Genomic DNA, 21,037 nt, shown 5'->3' with positions numbered 1-21,037 from the left:
CATGTCGTTGAGCGCAGTCACCCCGCACCGTGCCCGGTTGGGCGAAGGGCCGTTCTGGGATGCACCGACCCAGGCCTTGTATTGGGTGGATATCGCCGCCCGCCAGGCGCTGCGCCTGATGGGCGGGCAGTTGCGGGTGTGGCAATTGCCCGAGCACGTCTCGGCGTTCATCCCCTGTGAACGCGGCGATGCGCTGGTGACCTTGAGCAGCGGCGTGTATCGCCTGGACCTGGCCACCGAAGCCTTGACGCTGTTGTGCGTGGCCGACCCGCAAGCGGGCAATCGTGGCAATGAAGCACGCTGCGATGCCCAGGGTCGGCTGTGGTTGGGCACCATGCAGAACAACATCGGCGAGCAAGGCGAAGACCTGCCGATTACCCGGCGCTCCGGTGGTTTGTTTCGCATCGATGCGGATGCAACGGTCACGCGGTTGCTCAACGGCTTGGGCATTCCCAACACCTTGCTCTGGAATCAGGAGGGCAGTCAGGTGCATTTCGGCGACAGCATGGACGGCACGCTCTATCAGCATTCGATCCAGGCTGACGGCCAACTCGGCGCCGCCCAGGCCTGGTTCGGGCCGCACACACGCGGCGGCCCGGATGGCTCGGCCATGGACGCCGAGGGCTACATCTGGAACGCGCGCTGGGATGGCAGTTGCCTGCTGCGGCTAACGCCCTCGGGTGAGGTGGATCGCATCATCGAACTGCCGGTCAGCCGCCCCACCAGTTGCGTGTTTGGTGGGCCTGTGCTCACCACGCTGTATATCACCAGTGCCGCCAGCCCCTTGGGGCATCCGTTGGATGGTGCGGTACTGGCGATTGAAATGGATGTTCCCGGAAAACCCTGTCACCGCTTCGCCGGATAACCTGTAGGAGCGGGCTTGCCCGCGAAAAACGTCAACGATAACGCGTTCATGCTGGATGAACGCGTCGCCTTCGGGTTTTTCGCGAGCAAGCTCGCTCCTACAACGTTCTACCTAAAACAACAACAAGGAGTCACCCGTATGAATCGTCGTCGTGGTTTGCGTTCCCTGTGCTGCGCCGCTGTGGCGGTCTCGGCCATGAGCTTGAGCGGCCTGTTGCTGGCCGCTGAAGAAGTGAAGATCGGCTTTTTGGTCAAGCAGGCCGAAGAACCCTGGTTCCAGACTGAATGGGCATTTGCGGAAAAAGCCGCCCAGGACAAAGGCTTCAAACTCATCAAGATCGCGGTGCCGGACGGCGAGAAAACCCTCTCGGCCATCGACAGCCTGGCCGCCAATGGCGCCAAGGGTTTTGTGATCTGCCCGCCGGACGTGTCTCTGGGCCCGGCCATTGTTGCCAAGGCCAAGGCCAATGGCTTGAAAGTGATGGCCGTGGATGATCGCTTTGTCGATGCCAAGGGCAACTTCATGGAAGACGTGCCGTACCTGGGCATGGCCGCGTTTGAAGTCGGCCAGAAGCAGGGCGCCGCCATGGCCGCCGAAGCGAAAAAACGCGGGTGGGACTGGAAGGACACCTACGTGGTGATCAACACCTTCAACGAACTCGACACCGGCAAGAAACGCACCGATGGCTCGATCAAATCCCTGGAAGAGGCTGGCATTCCTAAAGATCACATCCTCACCGCCCCACTGAAAACCCTCGACGTCCCAGGCAGCATGGACGCCACCAACTCGGCGCTGGTCAAACTGCCGGGCAGCGCGAAAAATTTGATCATCGGCGGCATGAACGACAACACCGTGCTCGGCGGCGTGCGCGCCACCGAAAGTGCCGGTTTCGCCGCAGCCAACGTGATCGGCATCGGCATCAATGGTACCGACGCCATCGGCGAATTGAAGAAAGCCAACAGCGGCTTCTTCGGTTCGATGCTGCCCAGCCCGCACATTGAAGGCTACAAAACCGCCGAGATGATGTACGAGTGGGTCACCAAGGGTACCGAGCCGCCGAAATACACGGCCATGGACGAAGTGACGCTGATCACCCGTGAAAACTTCCAGGCGGAACTGACCAAGATCGGGCTGTGGAAATGACCGCTGCGGCCCTGCGGTTTGACGGCATCGGCAAGACCTTTCCCGGGGTCAAGGCGTTGGAGGGCATTTGCTTCACCGCCCACCCGGGGCAGGTGCATGCACTGATGGGCGAGAACGGCGCCGGCAAGTCGACCCTGCTGAAAATCCTCGGCGGCGCCTACATTCCGTCCAGCGGTACCGTGCAAATCGGCGCGCAAACCATGGCTTTCAAGTGCGCCGCCGACAGCATCGCCAGCGGTGTGGCGGTGATTCACCAAGAGCTGCACCTGGTGCCAGAAATGAGCGTGGCCGAGAACCTGTTTCTCGGGCATTTGCCCACGCGCTTTGGCGTGGTCAACCGGGGCCTGCTGCGCAAGCAGGCCCTGGCCTGCCTCAAGGGCCTGGCCGATGAAATCGACCCCGACGAGAAGCTAGGGCGCCTGTCCCTGGGCCAGCGCCAACTCGTGGAAATCGCCAAGGCGCTGTCGCGCGGCGCCCATGTGATCGCCTTTGACGAGCCGACCAGTAGCCTCTCGGCGCGGGAAATCGACCGCTTGATGGCGATCATCACGCGCCTGCGCGAGGAGGGCAAAGTGGTGCTCTACGTGTCGCACCGTATGGAAGAAGTGTTCCGTATCTGCGACGCAGTGACGGTGTTCAAGGACGGCCGCTACGTGCGCACCTTCGAGGACATGAGCACGCTGACCCACGACCAGTTGGTGACCTGCATGGTCGGTCGCGATATCCAGGACATCTACGATTACCGCCCGCGTGAGCAGGGCGAGGTGGCGCTCAAGGTGGACGGCTTGCTCGGCCCAGGCCTGCGTGAACCGATCAGTTTTCAGGTGCGCAAGGGCGAGATCCTGGGCCTGTTCGGGCTGGTAGGCGCGGGGCGTACCGAGCTGTTTCGCCTGCTCAGCGGGTTAGAGCGCGCCAGTGCCGGCAGCCTGGAACTGTGCGGGCAAGCGCTGCAACTGCGCTCACCCCGCGACGCCATCGCCGCCGGGGTATTGCTGTGTCCGGAGGACCGCAAGAAAGAGGGCATCATCCCGCTGGGCAGCGTCGCTGAAAACATCAACATCAGCGCCCGTGGCGCCCATTCCACCTTTGGCTGGCTGTTGCGCGAAGGCTGGGAGAAGGGTAACGCCGAGCGGCAGATCCAGGCCATGAAGGTGAAGACGCCGAATGCCGAACAGAAAATCCTGTACCTGTCCGGCGGCAATCAACAGAAGGCCATTCTCGGCCGCTGGCTGTCGATGCCGATGAAGGTGTTGCTGCTCGACGAACCCACCCGCGGTATCGACATCGGCGCCAAGTCGGAGATCTATCAGATCATCCATAACCTGGCGGCCAGCGGCATTGCGGTGATCGTGGTGTCCAGCGACCTGATGGAGGTGATGGGCATTTCCGACCGCATCCTGGTGCTGTGCGAAGGCGCCCTGCGCGGCGAACAACTGCGCGAGCACGCGACTGAATCCAACCTGCTGCAACTGGCCTTGCCACGCGGCCTGGCGAACTGAGAGACGACCATGACTATGCAAAACAACGCGTTGCCCTCGGCACACAAACCCCTCGATATGCGCGCACTGCTCGATAACTGGGCGATGCTCTTGGCGGCGGTGGGCATCTTCGTACTGTGCGCGCTGCTGATCGATAACTTCCTCTCGCCACTGAACATGCGCGGCCTGGGACTGGCGATTTCCACCGTGGGCATCGCCGCGTGCACCATGTTGTTCTGCCTGGCCTCGGGGCACTTCGACCTGTCGGTAGGCTCGGTGATCGCCTGCGCCGGGGTGGTGGCGGCGATTGTGATGCGCGATACCGACAGTGTGATGCTGGGCATTGGCGCAGCGCTGTTGATGGGCCTGATGGTGGGGCTGATCAACGGCATCGTGATCGCCAAGCTGCGGGTCAACGCCTTGATCACCACCCTGGCGACCATGCAAATCGTGCGCGGCCTGGCTTACATCTTTGCCGACGGCAAGGCGGTGGGTGTGTCCCAGGAACAGTTCTTTGTGTTCGGCAACGGCCAATTGTTTGGTGTGCCGGTGCCGATCCTGATCACTATTGTCTGCTTCCTGTTCTTCGGCTGGCTGCTCAACTACACCACCTATGGGCGCAACACCATGGCCATCGGCGGCAACCCGGAAGCGGCGCTGCTGGCCGGCGTGAACGTTGACCGCACCAAGATCCTGATCTTTGCCGTGCACGGCCTGATTGGCGCGCTGGCGGGAGTGATCCTGGCTTCACGCATGACCTCCGGCCAGCCGATGATCGGCCAGGGCTTCGAGCTGACGGTGATCTCGGCCTGCGTGCTGGGTGGGGTGTCGCTGAGCGGCGGCATCGGCATGATCCGCCATGTGATCGCCGGGGTGTTGATTCTGGCGATCATCGAGAATGCGATGAACCTGAAGAACATCGATACCTTCTACCAGTATGTGATCCGCGGTTCGATCCTGCTGTTGGCCGTGGTCATCGACCGCATGAAACAACGCTGAACCCAGGCCATCAGATCAATGTAGGAGCGAGCTTGCTCGCGAAAAACGTCAACGATAACGCGTGTTTCCTGGATAAACGCGGTGCCTGTGAGTTTTTCGCGAGCAAGCTCGCTCCTACAGTTTTAATCGGCGGTAAATTTGAAGAGGGTGCTCTGGGTGTAAGTCTGCCCTGGATTCAAACGCGTTGAGGCAAAGCTCGGCTGGTTAGGCGCATCCGGAAAATGCTGGGTCTCCAAGGTAAACCCACTCCAGTGCTGATAGGTTTTGCCGCCTTTACCCTTCACCGAACCGTCCAGGAAGTTGCTGGTATAGAACTGCACGCCAGGCTCTGTGGTGTAGAGCTGCAAACGCCGGCCCGACTCAGGATCATGCACCTCGGCGGCCAGTTGCTTGACGTCCCCTTTGGTATCCAGCGCCCAGTTGAAGTCGAAGCCACCCTGTTTCGGCTCGGCGAATTTGAGCTGCGGATGGTCGTCCTTGATGTGCTGGCCGATGGCGGTCGGTTTCAGGAAGTCCATGGGCGTGCCCTTGACCGGCGCCAGCTCACCGGTGGGAATCAAGGTGGCATTCACCGGTGTGTAGTGGCTGGCGTGCAAGGTGGCGACCTGCTTGAGAATGTCGCCGTTGCCCGCGCCGGCCAGGTTGAAGTAGCTGTGGTTGGTGAGGTTGAGCACCGTCGGCTTGTCGGTGGTGGCGGTGTAGTCGATGTGCAGTTCGTTGTTGTCGTTGAGGCGGTAGGTGACCTCGGTTTTCAAGTTGCCCGGAAAGCCCATTTCCCCGTCCTTGGACAGGTAGGTGAGGGTGACGCCCACCGAGTCTTTGTCCTTGACCGATTTGGCTTGCCACACCTGCTTGTCGAAGCCCTGGGCGCCGCCATGCAATGAGTTGGGGCCGTCGTTGAGCGGTACCTGGTAGCGTTTGCCGTCGAGTTCGAAGGCACCGCCGGCCAGGCGGTTGCCGAAGCGGCCGATGGTGGCGCCGAAAAACGCGGTACCGCCTTGATAGCCTTGCACGTCGTCGAAGCCCAGCACCACGTCGTCGAGCTTGCCGTGTTTATCCGGCACCTTGAGCGACTGCAGCACACCGCCGTAGGTGATCACCGTGGCTTGCATGCCATGGCTGTTGCGCAACACGTACTGTTCGACGGCGGTGCCGTCGTTGGTTTTGCCGAAGGGTTTGTGTTCGCTGCTAAGGCCGGCAGCGTGCGCGCCGCCGCTGGCGATCAGCATGGACAGCGCGAGGCCGGACAGCAGGTATCGAGGGTGCTTCATGGTCGAACTTCCTTTTGTTGTTTTGCTGGAATAGTTCTACTAATTTGAGATATTTTGTCGATATGACAGCAGATTTATAGCCTTTAACGTCGTTCTTGCAAAATAAAATAAGACTAATTAAGCGGAGCACTGATTGTTATGACTACCCAGCAAGCGATTTATCCCGACCTCAAGGACAAAACCGTGCTGGTTTCCGGCGGGGCTTCGGGGATTGGCGAGTTCATGGTGCGGGCCTTCGCCGCGCAGGGCGCCAAGGTGGCGTTCGTGGACCGTGCACAGAGCCAGGGTGAACGCCTGGCGGCGCTGCTGAGCTCCAAAGGGCAGAGTGTCGAGTTCGAGTGCTGCGATATCACCGACGAGATCGGCTACCGCGCCGCGATCGGGCGCTTCGAGCATTCCCTGGGGCCGATCACGGTACTGGTCAACAATGCGGCGAACGATGTGCGCCATAGCCTGGAAGAAATCGACTCGCACATGTTCGACCAGCTGATTGCGGTCAACCTCAAGCACGCCTTCTTTGCCGCCAAGGCGGTGGTGCCCATGATGAAAGAGGCCGGTGGCGGCTCGATCATCAACCTGGGCTCGGTGGGCTGGATGATGGCCTCGGCCGGCTACCCCGTGTACGCCGCGAGCAAGGCCGCCGCCCACGGCATGACTCGGGCCCTGGCACGGGAACTGGGGCCCAACCATATCCGCGTCAACACCTTGGTGCCCGGTTGGGTGATGACCGAAAAACAACTGGCCATGTGGGTCGACGACGCCGCCAAGGAACTCATCGCCCGCAGCCAGTGCCTGCCCGGCAGCGTGATGCCGGAACACATCGCCAACATGGCGCTGTTTTTGGCCTCGGATGCCTCGGCGATGTGCTCGGCGCAGAACTTTATCGTCGACGGCGGCTGGGTGTAGCGACACGAAAAGCGCCCGTTGTAGGAGCGAGCTTGCTCGCGAAAAACGTCAACGATAACGCGGGCTTTCTGAATGACCGCAGCGCTTGTGAGTTTTTCGCGAGCAAGCTCGCTCCTACACATTAGGGCAGGTTCATTCGATGGGGTAACGCTTGAACGCCGGGTGCTGCTCCAGGCGTTCAGCATGGGGCTTGAGGTTGGGGCGCTTGCACAACGGCCTCGCGTAGCCTCCGATACGCCTCCACCAGTTGCTCAAGGCTGAACGCCAGGTTGCGCCCGCTGGGGTTGGGCAGCACCCATACCGAGGCGTCGCCCAGTGGCTGCGCTTGCAAACCCCAGGCGACCTCGCGCTGGCCGGTCAGTGCGCTATAGCCGGGCTTGCCGAGGAACGCGACGAAACGCGGGGCATGGCGGCGAACTTTATGTTCGAGCGCCGCAGCCGCGTTCTGAAACTCATGCCGCGCCAACTCGCCTGCACTGGCCGTTGGCCGTGCCACCAAGGTGGTCAATCCGCAACCGTAGTGCAGCAAGGTGGCGCCGTCTTGCGGGGGAATTTCATGGGGCGTGAAACCGGCCAGATGCACGGTGCGCCAGAAACGATTGCTGCGATTGGCAAAATGCAGGCCGAGGGCTGCCGAGCCCTTGCCAGGGTTGATGCCGCAGAACAGTACGTGCAAGTGGTCGGCGAGGAGGTCGTCGAGTCGCTCGTTCATGCCGCGTCTCCCTGCAAATGTCTCGATAGCCACTCGATAAAACACCGCGCCAGGGGGGCGTTCTCGCTATCGCGATGGGTCAGTAGCGCCCAACTGGGGCCGCGAATGGTGGCGTCTACCAACGGCGTGAGCAAACCCTTGGCTTGCCCCTGGCGGCTGAGCAACTGGCTTACCAGCCCAATCCCCAACCCGGTGCACACCGCATCCAGCAATAAACCGGGGTCGGAAAAATTCAGGCCCTGGTCCTGCTGCCCCACATCAATCCCGGCTTCCACCGCCCAGTGGCTCCAGTCCATTTCCCGTTCACCGTGCAAGGTGGTGCGTTGCTCAACAGGCACCTCCAGCACCCGCGGGTGGCATGCCGGAAACAGCCGGTCGATATGCAGCACCTTAAAGCTGCATTCGGCCTGGGAGCTGATGTCGTCGCGCACCGCCAAATCGATGGTCTGGCTGGCCATGTCTGGCACTTCGTCGGTGCTGAAAATCCATAGATCGACCTGCGGGTGTTGGCGACGAAAATCGGCCAGGCGGGGCAACAGCCAATGGCGGGCAAAGGTCGGCGTGGTGTTGAGCACCAATTGATTGGGTTTGCGGTATTGCCCAAGGCGCCGCACGCCAACGGCCAGTTGTTGCAGTAACGCTTGGGTGGTGCTGAGGAAATCCTGGCCGGCGTCGGTCAAGCTTACGCTACGCCCGCTGCGAAAAAACAGCGGCTGCTCAAGGTAGGCCTCCAGGCTGCGAATCTGCTGGCTGATTGCCGATTGGGTCAAGTGCAGCTCTTCGGCAGCCTTGTGAAAACTGCCCAGCCGAGCGGCGGCTTCAAAGCCGCGAAGGGTGCCGAGGGGCGGCCAGTGCTTGAGCATGCTGATAAGTTCCTCTAATCAGATTTACGCAAAATTCATCGTTTGTTTGCGCTATTTCTTCACCGTAGCATGCCTGCTAATGCCCCGTGGGCAGTTTTAACTGAACACAATGACTTAACTCAAAGGTGCTGGTCATGCAGATGGACGAAGTTGAAAACCTGGGGTGGCGGATGCCCGCCGAGTGGTCCCGGCATGCGGCGACTTGGATGGTCTGGCCTCATAACCAGGCGTTGTGGGAGAACACTTGGGGCGTGACGTTGGCGCAGGTGCAGCAGGACTTCGCGCGGGTAGCAAATGCCATTGCACGGTTTGAGCCGGTGAAGATGGTTGTCGACCCTTCGGCGGTTGCCAGTGCCATCGCCTTGTGCGGCCCGCATATTGAACTGATCCCCCAGGCGGTCAACGACAGCTGGTGCCGCGACGCCGGCCCGTCCTTTATCTGTCACCCGCAACAGGGCCTGGCCGGTGTGAGCTGGCGCTTCAATGCCTGGGGTGGAAAGTCGGCCCATGAATGGGATGAAAGCCTGGCCCGTCGAGTGCTCAATCACCTCGGGCTTGTCTGCTTCGGCACGCCGTTGAGCAATGAGGGCGGCGCCCTCCATGTGGACGGCGAGGGCACCTTGATCACCACCGAATCGGTGCTGCTCAATCCCAACCGCAACCCTGGCGTGACCAAGGCCGACATCGAGGAGGTGTTCGCGCGCTGGCTGGGTATCAAGAAGACGATCTGGTTGCCCGGCGACCCGAACTACGTTACCGGCGACATGACGGATGGGCATGTCGACGGCATCTGCGCGTTCGCCCGCCCCGGCGTGTTGCTGGTGGACGCGACCCACGACCACAGCTCGGTCTATGCCCAAGTTGCGCGGGAAAATCGTCGCGTCCTGGAATTGGCCACCGACGCTCAGGGCCGTCGTTTTGAGCTGATCGAGCTGTATGAGGCTACCGAGGCCGTGAACACTGACGCCGAGGTGTTCTGCGCCTCCTACACCAACTTCTATATCGCCAATGGCGCAATCATCATGCCGGCCTATGGGATCGCCGCGGATCAGGTCGCGGCCAATGTCCTGGGCCAGGCTTTTCCGGACCGCGAGATCGTACCGGTGCGCATCAACCACCTGGCCCATGGCGGCGGTGGTGTGCATTGCATCACTCAACAACAGCCCATCTGGCCAGTGAAGGGGTAATGCCATGCGTCTATTGACGATTGCCACTACCCAGATGCCTTGCACCTGGGACCTACCGAGTAACCTCGACCGCGCCGAGCAACTGGTGCGCGACGCAGCCGCCAAGGGCGCCCAGGTAATCCTGTTGCAGGAGCTATTCGCTACGCCGTATTTCTGCATCGAACAACGGCATCAGCACCTGGCCTTGGCCGAGGAGTATCAGCACAGCCAAGTGCTCAAACGCTTTGCTGCATTAGCCAAGGAGTTAGGAGTCGTGCTGCCACTGAGCTGGTTCGAAAAAGCCGGCAATGCGTTCTTTAACTCCCTGAGTGTGGCGGACGCTGACGGGCGATTGCTTGGGGTGTACCGCAAGAGCCATATTCCCAACGCCATTGGCTACCAGGAGAAGGAATACTTCAGCCCCGGTGACACCGGTTTTCGCGTGTGGGACAGCGCCTTTGGGCGCCTGGGCACCGGTATCTGCTGGGACCAGTGGTTTCCAGAAACCGCACGCTGCCTGGCATTACAGGGCGCCGAGGTACTGCTGTTTCCCACCGCCATCGGTTCGGAACCCGGCTGTGCCAGCCTCGATTCCCGCGACCATTGGCAGATGACCATGCGCGGGCACGCGGCTGCCAACCTGCTGCCGGTGGTAGCGGCCAACCGCGTCGGGCGCGAAGTGGCGAACAGTGATGCGGGCCTGCAAATGGATTTTTATGGTTCATCGTTTATCTGCGATCACAAAGGCAAGCTGTTGGCCGAAGCCGACCGCGACAGCACGGGCGTACTCGTGCACAGCCTGGACCTCGCCGCCATGGGCGAAGAGCGCCTGACCTGGGGCATATACCGTGACCGTCGCCCGGACTTGTATGGTGCACTGCTGACTCTGGATGGGCGCCTATCATGAAACGCCTGTTGAGCTGTGCCCTCATCCTTACCAGCGCCTGTGTCGTGGCTGATGACAAGACCCTGAAGCTGTATAACTGGGCCGATTATTTTGCCCCTGACACCTTGTCCAGGTTCACCGCCGAAACCGGTATCCAGGTGATCTACGATGTGATGGACAGCAGTGAAACCCTGGAAGCCAAGCTGATGGCCGGTGGCAGTGGCTATGACTTGATCTTCCCAGGCGACACAGTGGCCGAGCGCCTGATGCGCGCCGGCAGCTTGCAGGCCCTGGACCCTGCCAGGCTCACGGCCCTGGGGGACATTGAACCGGGCCTGCAGGCGTTGCGTGCGCACTACGTCAATTCAAACAAGGCCACGGTGCCCTATACCTGGGGCACCATCGGCCTGACCTACAACACCGAGCAGATCCGCCAGCGCCTGCCGAACGCGCCGGTCAACAGCCTCGAGCTACTGTTCAAGCCCGAGTTTGCCGCCCAATTTGCCGATTGCGGCATCTCCCTGATCGACTCGCCGGATGAAGTGCTCGCGGTGACGCTTAACTACCTGGGCCGCGACCCGCGCAGTGCCAAGCCCGAAGATCTGGCTGCGGCCAGTGCACTGTTGCTCAAGCTGCGCCCCTTTATTCGCAAGTTCCAGTCGCAACCGGTGACCGATCTGGTCAACGGCAACCTGTGCCTGTCCCTGGGCTACAGCGGCGACATGACCCAGGCCCAGCGTGCCGCCGATGCGGCTGGCAAGGCGGTGACCTTCGGTTATCACATCCCCCGCGAGGGCACGACAGTCTGGATGGACACCATGGCGATACCCGTCGATGCCCGGCACCCGGAATACGCCTACGCTTTTATCAACTTTGTGATGCGCCCGCAGAACATGGCCGCCATCACCAACCTGACCGGCTATCCCACCGCCAATGCCAAGGCGCGACCGCAGGTGGAGGCCAGCCTGCGCGACAACCCGGATATTTACCCAGATGCCGCCACCTTTGAACGGTTGATCGCTGGCAAAGATATCCCCCAGGCCGATATGCGTGCACGTATGCGCGTATGGACTAAATTCAAGACCGCCCCTCTTCAGTAGAGACCCCCATGCCAACCCGTCGAACCTTCCTCAAACACACCAGCGTGGTCGCCGCCATGAGCCTGATTGCTCCTTACGTACGTGCCGCTGTCAGTGGCCGCTTCTATATGCCCGACGAGGGTGAAAAACACCGCCAGGCGTTTATCGCCTTTGGTGCCCAGGAGGCCATCTGGGAGGACTTTACCGCCGATGTTCAAGCAGCGCTGGGCCGTATCGCCCGGGCGATTGCCGAGTATGAGCCGGTGACCGTGTTTTGCCGTGGAGACGAGCGGGTGCTGGCGGAAAAACACTGTGGCACGCGCAACATCACCTTTGTCGAGACCGAGCTGGACGACATCTGGATACGCGACACCGGCGCCAATTTCGTGATTGATGGCACCGGAGCGCTGGGGGCGGTGGATTTCAACTTCAACGGGTGGGGCAACAAACAGCAGCACACCGAGGATGCGCAACTGGCTGCCCAGATTGCCGAACACACTGGGGCCCGTTACTGGCGCAGCGAACTGGTGGGCGAGGGCGGTGGCATTGAAGTGGATGGCCTGGGCACCGGCATCATGACGCAAAGCAGTTGGATCAATCGCAATCGCAACCCCGACTGGAGCCAGGCTGAGGTGGAGGCCGAACTCAAGGAGCGCCTGGGCTTGCGTAAAATCATTTGGCTGCCGGGTATCAAGGGCAAGGACATCACCGACGCCCACGTGGATTTCTACGCACGCTTTGTGTCCCCCGGCGTGGTGCTGGCCAATCTCGACACCGACCCGCAGTCCTATGATCACAAGGTCACCCTGGCACACCTGGAAATGCTCAAGAACGCCACCGACGCCGATGGTCGCCCGTTGCAGGTGCATACCGTATCGCCGCCGCTCAAGCCGCGTAAAAGCAAGTTCAGCCAAGGCAACCCGGATTTCGCCGCGGGCTATATCAATTACTTCGTGGTCAACGATGCGGTAATCGCGCCTGAGTTCGGCGACCCACTGGCGGACCGCAAGGCGCTGGAGCTGCTATCGCGGCTGTATCCGAGCCGCAAGGTGGTGCAGATCAATATTGACGCTATCGCAGCGGGTGGCGGTGGCATTCACTGTGTGACGAGTCATCAACCTTTGGTTTAGTCTGGAACGCTTAGTGGATCACAAGCGCCTGTGGAGCATTGATTATGACCGAGTACGTACCTGCCAAAGTCTGGACCTGGGACACCGAAAGCGGCGGCACCTTCGCCAGCATCAACCGGCCCATCGCCGGCGCCACCCACGAAAAGCCGCTGCCGGTGGGCAAGCACCCGCTGCAACTGTATTCCCTGGCCACGCCCAATGGGCAGAAGGTCACGATCCTGCTGGAAGAGCTGCTCGCCCTGGGGCACAGCGGCGCCGAATACGACGCCTGGCTGATCAAGATCGGCGACGGCGACCAGTTTGGCAGTGGCTTCGTGGCGGTGAACCCGAACTCGAAGATTCCGGCGCTGATGGACCACAGCGGCGCCACGCCGATTCGCGTGTTCGAATCAGGCGCGATTTTGCAGTACCTGGCCGAGAAGTTCGGTGCGTTCCTGCCCACGGAGCCCGCCGCACGGGCTGAATGCCTGTCGTGGTTGTTCTGGCAGATGGGTAGCGCGCCTTACCTGGGCGGCGGCTTCGGGCATTTCTATGCCTATGCGCCGAGCAAGATGGAATACCCGATCAACCGCTTTGCCATGGAGACCAAGCGCCAACTGGATGTGCTGGATAAGCGCCTGGCGGTCAGCCAATACATTGCCGGGGATGAATACACCATTGCCGATATCGCCATATGGCCTTGGTATGGTGGGTTGGTCAAAGGCCGTTTGTATGGCGACTCGGCGGAGTTTCTCTCGGTGCATGAGTACAAGCACGTGCTGCGCTGGGCCGACGCAATTGACGCCCGGCCGGCGGTGCAGCGCGGGCGACGGGTGAACCGGGTGTCGGGCGAAGAGCAGTTGCCCGAGCGGCATAGCGCCAGCGATTTGGATTAAATCCTGGCACGATAAAAAATGTGGGAGCGGGCTTGCTCGCGAATGCGGTGGTTCAGTTGGCATATTCGTTGACTGACACGCCGCTTTCGCGAGCAAGCCCGCTCCCACACTTTTGAGCGTCATTAATCAGGTGACATGTTTTCCGGGGTCACGATCTGCGGCGATATATGCACCCTATGGCGCGTCGGGTCGAATGCTTCGGCGCTTTGCAGCGCCACCAGCAACTCCACCAGCGCCACGGCCGTCTGCCGTGGTTGCGAGTCCATCACCACATCTATCAAGCCGTTGCTCAATGCCTGGCGCGACAACGGCGTGGACTCTTGCAGGATGCAGCACAGCGCCGGGCGCTTGGGCAGTTGCGCCAAGGCGTTGATCACACCGTCGCCACCACCGCCCACCACGCATAACCCACGCAGGTCGGTATGGCGGCTGAGCAGGTCGAGGGTGGCTTCTTCGGTGATATCGCAGTTGTCCAGGTTGATCAGCGGCTCCAACGGCTTGAGCCCCGGCGCGTGTTCGGCCAGGTAGCTGTGCAAGCCCTCGACCCGTGCCTGATGCCCGAGAAAACGATGGCCGCCCAACAGGATGCCCACGCTGCCTTTGCGTGCGCCGCAAGTGCGCGCCAGCAGCCAGCCCATGGTGCGCCCGACCACGTGGTTGTCCTGGCCTACATAGGGTTCGGCGGCGTGTTCATGGATGTCCGAGAGCAGGGCAACCACCGGCACGCCCGCTTCACGGATCTGCGCCAGGCAGGCGTTGATCAACGGATGGGCGAAGCTGACCACCGCAAGGGCGTCGCACTGCACGGCCAGTTGTTCGATTTGCGCGACGATGGCGCCGGGCGTGCGGTCGTTGATGTAGTCGAACTGGCAACTCAGGTTGGCGGTGGCGTGATGCTGCGCGGCCTCGCTGATGGATTGGGCCAGCTGCGCATAGAAGGCTTGGGCAGTCCCCAGCAACAGCACGCCGAAACGGTAGGTGGGCCGCCGCTCGCGAATGCGCTGGCCGATCAGCCGTGCGGCGAAATAGCCCACCGCTTCGGCGGCCTGGAACACCTGTTCGGCGGTGCCGGGGTTGACCGGCGCGCGGGCGTTCAACACGCGGTCGACGGTGGCTACGCTGAGCCCCGCATGGGCGGCAACGGTGGCGATGGTTGGGCGTTTGTTGTTGTGCATGGCAGGCCCCTTGAGCGTCTTGATAGAAAACTATCAAGCCCCGCTGGGCCTGGATGATAGCTTGATAGGGAATGGATTCAAGGCCTTGAGGGTGATTTAGCCGCGCTCTATCGTTGGTTTCGCAAAGCCCCTGAAACCCACGCTTGCGGAGAACAATAACAATGCCTGGACACACCGCTCACCGCGCTCGGCGCGACTACAGCCTCACCGGCCCCGAAGCGGCCCGCGCCGCCGACAAGGGCCTGGTCTCGGCCCGTTGGTACCAGTCGCCCATCCCGCGCAATCGCATGAAAGCCCTGATGCAACGCCGTGACGGCCCGGCCTTGCGCGACACCGCCCTGTGGTTCTCGACGTTGTTGGCCACCGGTGTCGGCGGCTACTGGTTCTGGGGCACTTGGGCCTGCGTGCCATTTTTTATCGCCTACGGTGTGCTCTACGGCACGGCCTCCAACCCGCGCTGGCACGAAACCGGCCACGGCACGGCGTTCAAGACCCGCTGGATGAACGATGCGCTGTATCAAGTGGCGAGCTTCATGTGCCTCTTCGAACCCCACGTGTGGCGCTGGAGCCATGCCCGTCATCACACCGACACCATCGTCGTCGGCCGTGACCCCGAGATCGTCGAACCGCGCCCGCCGAGTTTATGGATGATGGCCCTCAGCCTGTTCAACCTACCCCTGGCCTGGAAGACTTTCAGCGGTGTGGCCCGCCATGCGCTCGGGCAAATGAGCGCCCAGGAGCAGGACTTCATCCCCGAATCCGAGTGGCCCAAGGTGTACCGAGATGCGCGTATCTGGGTCGGCCTCTACGCGGTGATCATCGGCACCGCGCTGTACCTGCACAGCTGGTTGCCGCTGATGCTGGTGGGCCTGCCCAGCCTCTATGGCGCCTGGCTCGGCTACCTGTTTGGTCTCAGCCAGCACGTGGGCCTGGCCGAAGATGTGCTCGACCACCGCAGTAACTGCCGCACCATCTACATGAACCGCGTGCTGCGCTTTATCTACATGAACATGAACTACCACCTCGAACACCACATGTACCCGATGGTGCCGTACCACGCGCTCAGCCAACTGCACGAAGAGATCCGCAGCGACTGCCCACCGCCGTATGCCAACCTGTGGCAGGCCTACCAGGAAATCATCCCGACGATCTGGCGCCAACGCAGCGACCCCAGCTATTTCGTCCAGCGCCCCACCCGTGGCGAGCAAGCTCGCTCGCCACAGAGTAAGAGCCAGTCATTGGAGATAAATGCATGAACGATCAATGGATCGACGTCTGCGCCGTGGGCGAAATAGACGCCGAAGACGTGCTGCGCTTCGACCACGGCGCGCAGACCTACGCGGTATTCCGTTCTGCCGATAACCAATTCTTCGCCACCGCCGGCCTGTGCACCCACGAGAAAATCCACCTGGCCGACGGCCTGGTGATGGACCATGTGATCGAGTGCCCCAAGCACAACGGGCGCTTTGATTACCGCTCCGGCAAGGCCCTGGGCGCGCCGGTGTGCGTCAACCTCAAGACCTACCCCGTGCGGGTGGAAGCGGGGCGAGTGCTGCTCGCCGTCACGGCCCAAGGATGAACGCGCCCCTGATCATCGTCGGCTCCGGCCATGCCGGTGGCCGTGCGGCACTGACCCTGCGTGAAGAAGGCTACAGCGGGCGCCTGATCCTGATTGGCGATGAAACGCATCTGCCCTACGAACGGCCACCGCTGTCCAAAGGCTTGCTGCAAGGCTCGACCGATTTGGCGCAATGCAGCCTGTGCGACAGCCAGCAGTTGGCGGCACTCGGGATCGAGCATATCGCTGCCAACCCGGTCAGCCGCCTGGAGCCGCAGCACCACCGGTTGCAACTGGCCGGCGGCCAATGGTTGAGCTATGCCGGCCTGCTGCTGGCCACCGGAGGCCGGGCGCGGCGTTTGCCCCAGGCGCAGGCGAATGTATTTTACCTGCGCACCCACGACGAAGCCTTGGCCCTGCGCGACCGCCTGCGCCCTGGCGCTCGGCTGGTGGTGGTCGGCGGGGGGTTTATCGGTTTGGAAGTGGCGGCGACCGCGCGGGGCCTGGGCTGCGAGGTCACGCTGCTGGAAGCCGGGCCACGGCTGGCAGGGCGGGTGTTGCCGCCGGTGATCAGTGACGCGCTGCTGGCATTGCACCGTGAGCAGGGTGTGGACGTGCGTTTGAACGTGGCCTTGGAGTGCATCCACGCCGACGCCGTACAACTGGTCGACGGGCAACGGCTGCCCTGCGACCTGGTGGTGGTCGGCATCGGCATGCAGCCCAACATCGAGTTGGCCGCGGCGGCAGGTTTGGATGTCGGGCAGGGCATTCGCGTCGATGAGTACCTGCGCACCAGTGCGACGGATATCTACGCGGCGGGGGACGTGTGCGAGTTTCGCCTGGCGGGCCTTTATCAACGGCAAGAAACCTGGCGCAATGCCGAAGCCCAGGGCCGTCTCGCGGCGTTGAACCTGCTGGGACGGGCGTTGGCGTTCGAGACGATTCCGGGTTTCTGGTCCGATCAATACGCGTGGGGCTTGCACACCGTCGGGGTGATGACGGCGCTGATGGTTCGCCGGGAATTGCCAGACGGCGGCCAGCTGCTGTTCTACCTGGACGACCATCACCGTTTGCAGGGCGCCTGCGGTTGGGCCTTGGGTAACCGCGCATCCAAGGACATCAAGCTGTGCGAGCACTTGATCACCGCCCACATCCCGCTCAACCCGGCCAGCCTGGCCGACCCTGACGTCTCCCTGAAGCAACTACTGCGAGGCTGACATGCGCCAGTTGTTAGTATTCCAATCGATGTGGGCCATGCACACCGAGCCCGGCAGCCTCGAAGCGCAACTGGACCGCATCGCCGCCGCCGGTTTTGACGGCATCACCGACCATTACTGGGCGCCGGCATCGGTGCAGCGCCTACACGCGGCGGCCACGGCCAGGGGCTTGCAGATTGAAGGGCAGCTGTTCCCGCAATCGGTGGATGATCTGGCCAGGGCATTGGAGGTGATCAGCCGCTACGGTTGTCACCACCTCACCTTGCAAGCCGACGTGCGCCCGCGTACCCAGGCCGAGGCGGCCAGGCTGATCGACGGCTGGCAACGCCTGGCCGAACAGGTGGACTTCCAGATTTTGCTGGAAACTCACCGCTATCGGCTCACCAACGACCTGTTGTTCACCCTCGACCTGCTGGCACAGATGCCCGATCTGAAACTGCTCGCTGATCTGTCCCACTATGTGGTTGGCCGCGAGTTGCCCGAGCCCGGCAATGTGGAGGACGACGAACAGATACGCACCATCCTGCGTCACAGCTGGGGCTTTCATGGCCGCATCGCCAGCAGCGAACAGGTGCAGGTTGGCCTGGATTTTCCCCAGCATCAGCCGTGGGTAGAGCGCTTTACCGGTTGGTGGCGCTATGGAATCGAAGACTGGCTGGGCCGCGCTGAGACCCCGCAGAGCTTGTCCTTCACTTGCGAGTTGGGCCCGCCACCCTATGCGATTACCGACGCACAGGGGCGCGAACTCACCGATCGCTGGGCCGAAGCCCTCAAGCTCAAAGCCCTGATTCGCCAGGTGTGGGCCGGTTGTCATCGATGATCTGCTACTCTGCGCGGGTTCAAACCGCCCTCAGCCTGTGGAATGCCCATGAAAACCTGCCCCGTCCGCCCCCCGCTCGAACCGCAATCGGTGTGCCACCCGATCACCAGCAGCGCGATCTTTATGGTCGCCACCCTGGCGCCCGATGCGGTTGAAAACGTGCGGGCCTGGTGCGCTGACATCGCAGGGCTGGTGCGTTCGGTAGGCAAGCGCGTGCCCGCGGGCAACCTGACCTGCGTTTGCGGGTTTGGCTCGGATGCCTGGGACCGCCTGTTCGGCGCGCCGCGCCCGGCGGCCTTGCATCCGTTTCGCGAATTCGGTGTGCAAGGGCGCAAGGCGGTGTCGACCCCAGGTGACATCCTGCTGCACATCCGTGCCGAGCAGATGGACCTGTGTTTCGAGCTGGCAACCCAGCTGATGGCCGCCCTGGGTGATAGCGTGAAGGTGGTCGATGAGGTCCAGGGCTTTCGCTACTTCGATATGCGCAGCATCATCGGTTTCGTCGACGGCACCGAGAACCCGGTGGGGCGCAAGGCCGAGGCCTTCACTCTGGTAGGCGATGAAGACCCTGAGTTCGAAGGCGGCAGCTATGTGCTGGTGCAGAAATACCTGCACAACATGACCGCGTGGAATGGCTTGACGGTGGAGGCTCAAGAGAAGGTGATCGGGCGCACCAAATTGTCGGACATCGAACTGGACGACGACGCCAAGCCGAGCAACTCCCACAGCGCCCTGACAGTGATCACCGACGAGAGCGGTGAGGAAGTGAAAATCCTGCGCGACAACATGCCCTTCGGCCGCCCTGGTGCCGGGGAGTTCGGCACTTACTTCATCGGCTATGCACGCTCGCCGCAGCCGTTGGAGCAGATGCTGGAAAACATGTTCGTCGGCCGCCCGGCCGGCAACTACGACCGCTTGCTCGACTTCAGCACGGCCGTGACCGGCGGCCTGTTCTTCGTGCCCTCGGCCGATTTGCTCGAAGCGCTGGCCGACCGCCAATAACCGGTAGGAGCGAGCTTGCTCGCGAAAAACCCGAGGCCACCGCGTACATACAGAATGCCCGCGTTATCGTTGACGTTTTTCGCGAGCAAGCTCGCTCCTACAAGGGTCAGGTAAGCAGGCCGGTGCTGACGGCCACGATCAAAAACACCCCCAGCAGCGCGCGGTAGATCACGAACGGCCAGGTGGAGAAACGCTCCAGGAACTTCATCAGGCCCCAGATGGCAAAGAACGCCGAGACGCTGGCCACCACCAGCCCGAACAACAAGTGCGGCCAGGCGTGGGCGGGCAGGTCGGCGTGCAGCAGCACCCACAGCTCTTTCAAACCGGCCAGGGCGATGGCCGGCAAACCCAGCAGGAAGGAAAACCGCGCCGCTTCTTCGCGTTTGAAATTCAGGAACAGCGCCGCGGTCAACGTGGAGCCTGAACGCGATACGCCGGGAATCAACGCGCCAATTTGCGCAACCCCCACGATCAGCGCATCGCGCAAACGCATCTGGCTTACATCGCGGGTATGGCGGGCGCGCACTTCAGCCAGGGCCAGCAAAACCGCCATCACCACGCAGGAAATGCCGATCACCATCAGCCCGCGCAACGGTGAGTTGCAGGCATTCAAGGTCGACGACAACGCCAGGCCGGCAATGCCAATCGGGACTGTTGCCAGCACAATCGCCACGGCGAGCTTGAACCAGCGATCGTTGTAGTCGCCGCGGCGCACCGCACTGATGCTGCCCGTGGTGACCTGCTGCACATCCCGCCAGAAGTAACTGACCACCGCCGCCAACGCCGCCAATTGCATGGCCGCAGAAAACGCCGAGCCGGGGTCTTGCCAGCCGAGCAGGGCAGGCACCACGCGCATATGGGCGGTGGACGACACCGGTAGCAATTCAGTAATGCCCTGGATCACGCCCAGGATGAAGATCTGCAGGTAATCCAGGGAGGCAAAGCCCACATCCAGGCCGGCTGTACAGACGTTGGTCAAAATACGTGTCCTTGAGCAATAGGGAGAAATCGGCGAAGTTTATTCTAAATGTTTCAGGATTTCGGCCATGGCAACCGCTATTTGCAATCGGTTCAGCCAATAGAAAGGATTCGCCAGGCCATTGGCGTGGACTGCACTTTTGTGAACAATGGCGCCCTGCGTTTTTCCACCGAGAGCCCCATGCCTGAAACCACCGTCGAATTGATCCAGACCGGCCCCGAAGAAGCCGAACTGATCCGCAATCTTTACCAGTATTACGCCTACGAGTCTTCGGACTGGGAGCAGGAAGATGTCGAGGCCGATGGGCGTTTCTACATCCACGACGAACACCTGGCCCGCTACTGGAGCGACCCGCAATGGAGCGCCAACCTGTTGCTGGTAGACGGCTACATTGCCGGTTTCCTGTTGATCGAAGGCAGCGAACTACCGGGCATCGACGCCCTGGAACTGGCCGACCTGTTCATCCTCAAGCGCTACCGCCGCAAGGGCATCGGCCGCGCCATCGCCAGCCAGGTGCTGTGCAGCGGTGAGTGCAATTGGCTGGTGCGTTTCTATGATCAGGACGAAGTGTCCCAGGCGTTCTGGCGCACCGTGCTGGATAACCTGCCGCGTCCGGTGCAGAGCATTGAACTGGACGATGAGCCACAGTTGGTGAACTACCTGATTACCCGGGCTTCGTTGCATTGATGGGCGGGGGGCTCCCGATGAGCATAGATATCTAAACAACGCTGTAGCGATCAACCGTAACCACGATGCGAAGCGAGCCGCTCTTGATCTTGATCTGCTTGTGATCTTGATCTTAAGCGCCCCGTCAAACCACGCTGGCCGGAATTCGTCAGGGATTTGGGGGGTAAACCGGCAGGGATGCCGGTTTAGCCGCCCCGCGCCATGGATGGCGCGTGGCGGCGGCCCC

Annotated in this window: 21 protein-coding genes and 1 pseudogene; 16 read left to right on the top strand and 6 right to left on the bottom strand. The window is 61.8% G+C overall.

What is annotated here, in order from left to right:
- The first annotated feature begins 1 nt into the window (after position 1).
- From DK871_RS24715 to araH, 4 genes are all read left to right on the top strand, one after another.
- Positions 2 to 865, top strand: coding sequence for an SMP-30/gluconolactonase/LRE family protein (locus tag DK871_RS24715; protein WP_161906975.1), 864 nt, complete (start codon positions 2 to 4; stop codon positions 863 to 865).
- Between the two features lie 138 nt (positions 866 to 1,003).
- Positions 1,004 to 2,008: a substrate-binding domain-containing protein gene (locus DK871_RS24710; RefSeq protein WP_161906974.1), complete on the top strand. Its 1,005-nt coding sequence runs from the start codon at positions 1,004 to 1,006 to the stop codon at positions 2,006 to 2,008.
- On the top strand, positions 2,005 to 3,507 hold the full coding sequence (gene araG, locus DK871_RS24705; RefSeq protein WP_161906973.1) for an L-arabinose ABC transporter ATP-binding protein AraG: 1,503 nt from the start codon (positions 2,005 to 2,007) through the stop codon (positions 3,505 to 3,507). The genes DK871_RS24710 and araG overlap by 4 nt, the downstream gene beginning before the upstream one ends.
- 9 nt (positions 3,508 to 3,516) lie before the next feature.
- A complete protein-coding gene (gene araH / locus DK871_RS24700; protein WP_161906972.1) occupies positions 3,517 to 4,485 on the top strand; it encodes an L-arabinose ABC transporter permease AraH in 969 nt (322 codons plus the stop codon).
- A 122-nt stretch (positions 4,486 to 4,607) separates the two neighbouring features.
- On the opposite strand, the gene DK871_RS24695 is transcribed toward araH, so the two are convergent.
- Positions 4,608 to 5,756, bottom strand: coding sequence for an aldose epimerase family protein (locus tag DK871_RS24695; RefSeq protein WP_161906971.1), 1,149 nt, complete (start codon positions 5,754 to 5,756; stop codon positions 4,608 to 4,610).
- 138 nt (positions 5,757 to 5,894) lie between these two features.
- Between DK871_RS24695 and DK871_RS24690 the strand changes: the two genes are divergently transcribed.
- Positions 5,895 to 6,662 carry an SDR family NAD(P)-dependent oxidoreductase gene (locus DK871_RS24690; protein ID WP_161906970.1) on the top strand — a complete coding sequence of 256 codons (768 nt, stop codon included), beginning with the start codon at positions 5,895 to 5,897 and terminating at the stop codon, positions 6,660 to 6,662.
- Positions 6,663 to 6,794: 132 nt separating this feature from the next.
- Here DK871_RS24690 and DK871_RS29490 read toward each other — a convergent pair.
- From DK871_RS29490 to DK871_RS24675, 3 genes and pseudogenes are all read right to left on the bottom strand, one after another.
- Positions 6,795 to 6,863, bottom strand: a pseudogene (locus DK871_RS29490) (glutathione S-transferase); the annotation flags it as partial.
- Positions 6,841 to 7,374: a G/U mismatch-specific DNA glycosylase gene (gene mug / locus DK871_RS24680; protein ID WP_161906969.1), complete on the bottom strand. Its 534-nt coding sequence runs from the start codon at positions 7,372 to 7,374 to the stop codon at positions 6,841 to 6,843. The pseudogene DK871_RS29490 and the gene mug, both read right to left, overlap by 23 nt.
- Positions 7,371 to 8,237, bottom strand: a complete 867-nt coding sequence (locus tag DK871_RS24675) for a LysR substrate-binding domain-containing protein (RefSeq protein WP_161906968.1) — start codon at positions 8,235 to 8,237, stop codon at positions 7,371 to 7,373. The genes mug and DK871_RS24675 overlap by 4 nt, the downstream gene beginning before the upstream one ends.
- 134 nt (positions 8,238 to 8,371) lie before the next feature.
- Here DK871_RS24675 and DK871_RS24670 point away from each other — a divergent pair, with 134 nt between their 5' ends.
- From DK871_RS24670 to yghU, 5 genes are read left to right on the top strand one after another with little or no spacing between them, the layout of a single operon-like run.
- Positions 8,372 to 9,424, top strand: coding sequence for an agmatine/peptidylarginine deiminase (locus tag DK871_RS24670; protein WP_161906967.1), 1,053 nt, complete (start codon positions 8,372 to 8,374; stop codon positions 9,422 to 9,424).
- A 4-nt stretch (positions 9,425 to 9,428) separates the two neighbouring features.
- Complete coding sequence (gene aguB / locus DK871_RS24665; RefSeq protein WP_161906966.1) at positions 9,429 to 10,310, top strand: N-carbamoylputrescine amidase; 882 nt, start codon at positions 9,429 to 9,431, stop codon at positions 10,308 to 10,310.
- The gene (locus DK871_RS24660; protein WP_161906965.1) at positions 10,307 to 11,389 is read left to right on the top strand and encodes an extracellular solute-binding protein; all 1,083 of its coding nucleotides are present in this window, start codon (positions 10,307 to 10,309) and stop codon (positions 11,387 to 11,389) included. Before aguB ends, DK871_RS24660 begins: the two co-directional genes overlap by 4 nt.
- 8 nt (positions 11,390 to 11,397) lie before the next feature.
- On the top strand, positions 11,398 to 12,498 hold the full coding sequence (locus DK871_RS24655; protein ID WP_161906964.1) for an agmatine/peptidylarginine deiminase: 1,101 nt from the start codon (positions 11,398 to 11,400) through the stop codon (positions 12,496 to 12,498).
- Between the two features lie 44 nt (positions 12,499 to 12,542).
- Positions 12,543 to 13,373: a glutathione-dependent disulfide-bond oxidoreductase gene (gene yghU, locus DK871_RS24650; protein WP_161906963.1), complete on the top strand. Its 831-nt coding sequence runs from the start codon at positions 12,543 to 12,545 to the stop codon at positions 13,371 to 13,373.
- Between the two features lie 122 nt (positions 13,374 to 13,495).
- Here yghU and DK871_RS24645 read toward each other — a convergent pair whose 3' ends face one another.
- Positions 13,496 to 14,548 carry a LacI family DNA-binding transcriptional regulator gene (locus DK871_RS24645; RefSeq protein WP_161906962.1) on the bottom strand — a complete coding sequence of 351 codons (1,053 nt, stop codon included), beginning with the start codon at positions 14,546 to 14,548 and terminating at the stop codon, positions 13,496 to 13,498.
- Between the two features lie 161 nt (positions 14,549 to 14,709).
- Here DK871_RS24645 and DK871_RS24640 point away from each other — a divergent pair, with 161 nt between their 5' ends.
- Genes DK871_RS24640 through DK871_RS24620 form a run of 5 tightly spaced genes read left to right on the top strand, consistent with a single transcriptional unit; the run spans position 14,710 to position 19,145 of the window.
- Positions 14,710 to 15,804 carry a fatty acid desaturase family protein gene (locus tag DK871_RS24640; RefSeq protein ID WP_161906961.1) on the top strand — a complete coding sequence of 365 codons (1,095 nt, stop codon included), beginning with the start codon at positions 14,710 to 14,712 and terminating at the stop codon, positions 15,802 to 15,804.
- Positions 15,801 to 16,127, top strand: a complete 327-nt coding sequence (locus tag DK871_RS24635) for a MocE family 2Fe-2S type ferredoxin (RefSeq protein ID WP_161906960.1) — start codon at positions 15,801 to 15,803, stop codon at positions 16,125 to 16,127. The genes DK871_RS24640 and DK871_RS24635 overlap by 4 nt, the downstream gene beginning before the upstream one ends.
- Positions 16,124 to 17,323 carry an NAD(P)/FAD-dependent oxidoreductase gene (locus DK871_RS24630; RefSeq protein WP_161906959.1) on the top strand — a complete coding sequence of 400 codons (1,200 nt, stop codon included), beginning with the start codon at positions 16,124 to 16,126 and terminating at the stop codon, positions 17,321 to 17,323. Before DK871_RS24635 ends, DK871_RS24630 begins: the two co-directional genes overlap by 4 nt.
- A 1-nt stretch (position 17,324) precedes the next feature.
- Positions 17,325 to 18,143 carry a sugar phosphate isomerase/epimerase gene (locus DK871_RS24625; RefSeq protein ID WP_161906958.1) on the top strand — a complete coding sequence of 273 codons (819 nt, stop codon included), beginning with the start codon at positions 17,325 to 17,327 and terminating at the stop codon, positions 18,141 to 18,143.
- Positions 18,144 to 18,191: 48 nt separating this feature from the next.
- Complete coding sequence (locus tag DK871_RS24620; protein WP_161906957.1) at positions 18,192 to 19,145, top strand: Dyp-type peroxidase; 954 nt, start codon at positions 18,192 to 18,194, stop codon at positions 19,143 to 19,145.
- 106 nt (positions 19,146 to 19,251) lie between these two features.
- On the opposite strand, the gene DK871_RS24615 is transcribed toward DK871_RS24620, so the two are convergent.
- On the bottom strand, positions 19,252 to 20,124 hold the full coding sequence (locus DK871_RS24615) for an undecaprenyl-diphosphate phosphatase (RefSeq protein ID WP_161906956.1): 873 nt from the start codon (positions 20,122 to 20,124) through the stop codon (positions 19,252 to 19,254).
- A gap of 48 nt (positions 20,125 to 20,172) precedes the next feature.
- On the opposite strand from DK871_RS24615, the gene DK871_RS24610 reads away from it, so the two are divergent.
- Entirely contained in the window at positions 20,173 to 20,811 is a 639-nt protein-coding gene (locus DK871_RS24610) for a GNAT family N-acetyltransferase (protein ID WP_161906955.1), read from the top strand.
- Positions 20,812 to 21,037: the final 226 nt, after the last annotated feature.

Source organism: Pseudomonas sp. L13 (assembly GCF_009935965.1).
In the GTDB taxonomy this organism is placed as follows: Bacteria; Pseudomonadota; Gammaproteobacteria; order Pseudomonadales; family Pseudomonadaceae; genus Aquipseudomonas; species Aquipseudomonas lactis.
The sequence above is the reverse complement of the archived record's forward strand: the minus strand, read 5'-3'. Positions and strand labels throughout refer to the sequence as shown.